Here is a 4508-nt window from a genome sequence, read left to right on the forward strand (position 1 = left end):
CTCTTTTTATGTGTGGCAAAAACGCCACGAATGTGTGGCAAAAACGCCACACATAAAAAGTCTAAAAAAACCAGTATTATCAATGCTTTATACCACTTTTAAAACTCTCTCTCTTCTCACTCTCTATATAAGGGCTTTTCTCCATACAAGGAACGGAGAGTATTTTTTGAGAACCCCACTCAAAAAATCTTCCTCCTTTCTCCTTGCATTCCGAAATTCGCCGGGGGTTGGTATATCGCCAAGCCGAACAGACCAAAAACGAGGACTTAGGTTGCTCGACTTGGACTAGCAATTATACCCGCCGAACCGCCAGCTTTTCCGTTCCTAATATTTGTCTTTCTCAATATATATTTACGCATTTTAAGGGGCTAGCCCCTCGCTTCGCTTCACCCCAGCCTTCGCACTCACACCCAAAAACAAGGAGAAAAAACAAACATTAAATCTTTTAAGTTGTAAAATATACCTTTACAATATTCTGTAAATAATTGTAAGGAGGTGAACTGTAATGAAGTTACCAAAATGTATTAATTGTAATTATAAACTTTCTTGGCCACAGACATTTAAGCAAACGATGATTGTAAAAAAAGACCCTTTACAATGCCCACAATGCCATCATAAATTATTTTTTACTCCTAAATCTAAAAAGAGGATATTTCTCTTAGTAGCACTTCTCCCTATCTTATTTGTAATTTTGATCGCCCTACAAATTTCAACGATAATATCTGTTTCTTTATTAATTATCTACTCTATTTTAGTTATGTTAGTGGTACCATTTCTTATTGAGGTAACAAAAAATGAAGAAGCTTTGTTTTGATGAAATGAGAATATAGATAAAGTGATTTTGATAAAAAAGACAAGGATAGGGGTACCGCCAGCATTGTAGAAAAAAACCACGCTAAGCAAAAACATAAAATAAGCTGTCCATATGGACAGCTTATTTACATAATTACCGTTATCAGAAGTTAAATTTTCTCATTTAATTTTGTAGGATACCCACCAAAAACACTGTCCCATATATATTTGTAAATCACTTGAAACAGGGATAAATATATCTTTTAGTTCTTCCTCAGTGTAATAGTTCTTTATGATTTCATACTTGGTTCCATTGTCCAAAGTCCTTATTTTATATGTATTTGGGTCATTTTCTTTATGCGCTAAAGTTCCACCTATGGACTCTGTATAAATATTATCAGCCATAAAAACTGTTGTTCCAGGCCCAAGCTTATCATGTAATTGATTTAAAAATTCTTGAATTCTAAACTTTGGTATATGTGAAAACCAAAAGTTTGCAACACATCCTTCAAAGTTCCCAGGGATTTTATCAAGTTGGTAGGCATCTCCTTGAAGAAAATTCACTTTAGAAGGGAGAATATCTTTTTGATTTGCGATGTTTAATACTTCGTTGGAATAATCTATGGCTGTTATATGTTTTGCTGTTTTAGCTATAAACTGTGTCCAATAGCCTGTCCCACATGCTACTTCTAAAATAGATTGGTTTGTAAATAGTTTTTGAAGTTTCTGTTGAATAAGAGTTTGTTCTTCTTGGCGAATTGGATCGTTTCTAAAATAAACCTTTTCATATTCATGGGCTCGTTCGCTATAATACATCTTCATAAATATCCCCCTTTATACACAAATTAACTAATTATAACATTTATTTGCTAATATCACATATGATTTTTTATGTTGAAAGAGTTGAATATTGTATACAATCTTAGTTAACATAACATCTCATTATCGGTAGCAAATTGTTTGATAGAATCTGTGTGTTTACAATGTTTCTTGTCTGCATGTCTATCTATCTCTTATACATAATTTTATACATGGTTGATATAGCGGGGATTCTAGGGATCCCCGCTATATTTTTTTTGCATAAAATCTTGCATGGTGTGTGTCAACGGTACCGGACCGGACCCGCAAGGGAACGGGAGGATAAGGAGTTGACACACTCACTATGCGACCCTCTTGGATTGTCAAAACGTTTATCGTTTTGGCCTGCCAACCGGCGAGGGAGCCCCTCAAGGATTGAGGGGTTGGGGAGTTCGATTAAGGGGGTCAAGGGGAAGAGTTCCCCTTGTAGGTTCGGACAAAGTCCGAGGTCTTTGTTTACCATGCCTCGGCATGGATCGGCGGAGGCCGACATAGCCTCGCAGAGCCTTTTCATTGTGTACATGAAGCGTAGCGAAATGTCATAATACAGAAAAGGTTACTTTGCCAAAGTAACAAAGCTTCTGGTATAGTGGGAGCAAGGAGTTGATTCGTCATGAGCATGTCAGTTTCTTTGAAAAAGGCAACGAACAAAACCAATATCAAACACAATAACAGGACAATGAGCGAGAAGGAAAAAGAGCGGAATTCGCATATTGATTATTCACGTTCTGACGAAAATAAATATCTTGTTCAGAAAGATTTAAAGGAATTATATCGAGAAGAATTTGGAGAAGTGTTGGAGAACTATAACGCCAAACAAAAACGTAACGACCGAAAAATTGATGACTATTACAAACACATTCAGTCCAGTAAAAAAACATCGCTTCAGCAAGAAATGATTATTCAAGTTGGAGATAAAGATGATTTTTCTAGTAAACAAGATTTTGAAAGGGCTAACGAAATTTTAGAAGAATGGTTATCGGAATTTGAAAAACGAAATCCAAATTTAAAAATTTATAACGCAGTCATTCACAATGATGAAGCGAGCCCACACATGCATTTGAATTTTGTTCCAGTAGCAAGCGGATATAAACGTGGACTTGAAAAGCAAGTATCATTTGACCGAGCGATTACGCAACAAGATCCAACTTTAGATAAAACTCGTCCTTTTGATGATTGGCGAGAAAAAGAGGTTAATTTGTTAGGCGAAATGTTAAAAGAGCGTAGTATTGAACGAAAAATTGTTGGCACAAATGATTATAAAGATGTTCGTGAATACAAAGAGAGAAAAGATTTACAAAGAGAAATTCAGCAGTTAGAAAAAGATTTGGCAAATAAGAAAAATAAATTGTTAGAAATGAGTGAACGATTACCAGGAGAAATCAAGATTAAAGCTGAGAGAGAGAAGAAAACAGAGGTTGTTCATAAAGGTTTATTTAAAAAAGAAACAGTAGAAAAACCAACAGAGAATTGGATTGTTGGAACTAAAGAATTAAAAAGAGTGCAAGGAATAATTAATGCTGGATATTCAGTGAAAAAAGATTATGAGCGTTTGCAGCGTACAGATTTAGTTCGAGAAAATAAAGAATTACAAGGTAAAGTTGATAGTTTAGCAGATGGTTTGGTTGAAGCTATTAACAAAAATACAGATTTGGAAGATGAGAATCGAAAATTACGTAAGGAAATAAGCTCGTTAAAAGCCCATATAAGAGATTTAAAGGAAAACATAAAGGTTTTATACCACAACACGAAAAAAGTCCTTGGAGAGCATTTTAAGGCGTTTAGAGGACTTGTTAAGAATGAACTGGATATGAATGGTGTAGATAATCAATTTGAGAGTGAACACAAGAAGGAACTGAAGCATAAACAACGGAGACATGACATGGAGCGTTTTTAACAAAGTGAGTAAAAGTTTCTCTAAATTTTGTTTGACCATTTCTTGGGATTATATGTGTGATAAAATAAAAACGAGCCATGCTCCAACATGGCTCGTTTCAAAGGGTATTCAACAAAAATACCTAAAAATCAATGTCTGTTTATAGATTATCATAATTTTATTATTAGGGTAATACCATAATTATGATTTTTGGTATTTATGTTGGTGCTCACAAAATGAGAGGAGCAACAACACATGACAAAAAATATTATTAACTTTGGACAAGCTGAAGAAAAAGCAAGAAAACGAGATTTAGAGATTGAGCAAAAACAATTTGAAGAAGAACATCATGGGATAGATCAAGACGCAGTAGATGAAGCTTTAAAGGTGTTAAGTAAAGCTACTGGTGGTAAAGAGATTTACATAGGTACTAAAAAGAGTCCTCAATCGAAAGTGAGGTTTGCTCAAATTATGCAAGAAAACATGAAGTTTTTAAGTAAGCAAGAATATTTAACTTTGAGCGAAAAAGGATTTTTAATAGATATTGCTCCTTATATTTCTTTTTACAGTAATTCTATTGTTTTTGATGTTAAAGCTAAGAATGTTGTACCTATGAATATTTCAGAACTTGCTAAGGAACTTGAGAGACCAAGAGATAGAACCAGTAAATTGGTTAATGCATTAGTGAAAAAAGGAATATTAGCAAAAGCTGAAAGTGGTATCGAAGGAAGTAATGCAAAAGCTTATTCTTTGTTTGTGAATCCACATGTTATTTTTGCAGGTGATAAGGATAATGTTCCAGAGCATTTACAAATTATCTTTTTTAAAGCTATGAAAATGCCTATATTAAAACAATTACCTAATAAATTATTTAAGAATTGACATTAGTCGATTCTTTTTTTTGACTCTTTTTATGTGTGGCAAAAACGCCACGAATGTGTGGCAAAAACGCCACACATAAAAAGTCTAAAAAAACCAGTAT

General features: G+C 34.1%; 4 protein-coding genes. 3 read left to right on the forward strand and 1 reads right to left on the reverse strand.

The window, feature by feature from the left end:
- The first annotated feature begins 505 nt into the window (after window positions 1–505).
- Window positions 506–814 carry a TIGR04104 family putative zinc finger protein gene (locus PDQ68_RS28240; protein WP_048557823.1) on the forward strand — a complete coding sequence of 103 codons (309 nt, stop codon included), beginning with the start codon at window positions 506–508 and terminating at the stop codon, window positions 812–814.
- Between the two features lie 158 nt (window positions 815–972).
- Here PDQ68_RS28240 and PDQ68_RS28245 read toward each other — a convergent pair whose 3' ends face one another.
- Entirely contained in the window at window positions 973–1614 is a 642-nt protein-coding gene (locus tag PDQ68_RS28245) for a class I SAM-dependent methyltransferase (protein ID WP_016718069.1), read from the reverse strand.
- A gap of 649 nt (window positions 1615–2263) precedes the next feature.
- On the opposite strand from PDQ68_RS28245, the gene PDQ68_RS28250 reads away from it, so the two are divergent.
- Together PDQ68_RS28250 and PDQ68_RS28255 are read left to right on the forward strand one after the other, a co-directional pair.
- On the forward strand, window positions 2264–3547 hold the full coding sequence (locus tag PDQ68_RS28250; protein ID WP_202290171.1) for a plasmid recombination protein: 1284 nt from the start codon (window positions 2264–2266) through the stop codon (window positions 3545–3547).
- Window positions 3548–3781: 234 nt separating this feature from the next.
- On the forward strand, window positions 3782–4408 hold the full coding sequence (locus tag PDQ68_RS28255; RefSeq protein ID WP_076872293.1) for a MarR family transcriptional regulator: 627 nt from the start codon (window positions 3782–3784) through the stop codon (window positions 4406–4408).
- The last annotated feature ends 100 nt before the right edge of the window (window positions 4409–4508 follow it).

Origin of the sequence: Bacillus cereus group sp. Bc010, from assembly GCF_027716745.1 — a bacterium.
Taxonomy (GTDB): domain Bacteria; phylum Bacillota; class Bacilli; order Bacillales; family Bacillaceae_G; genus Bacillus_A; species Bacillus_A pacificus.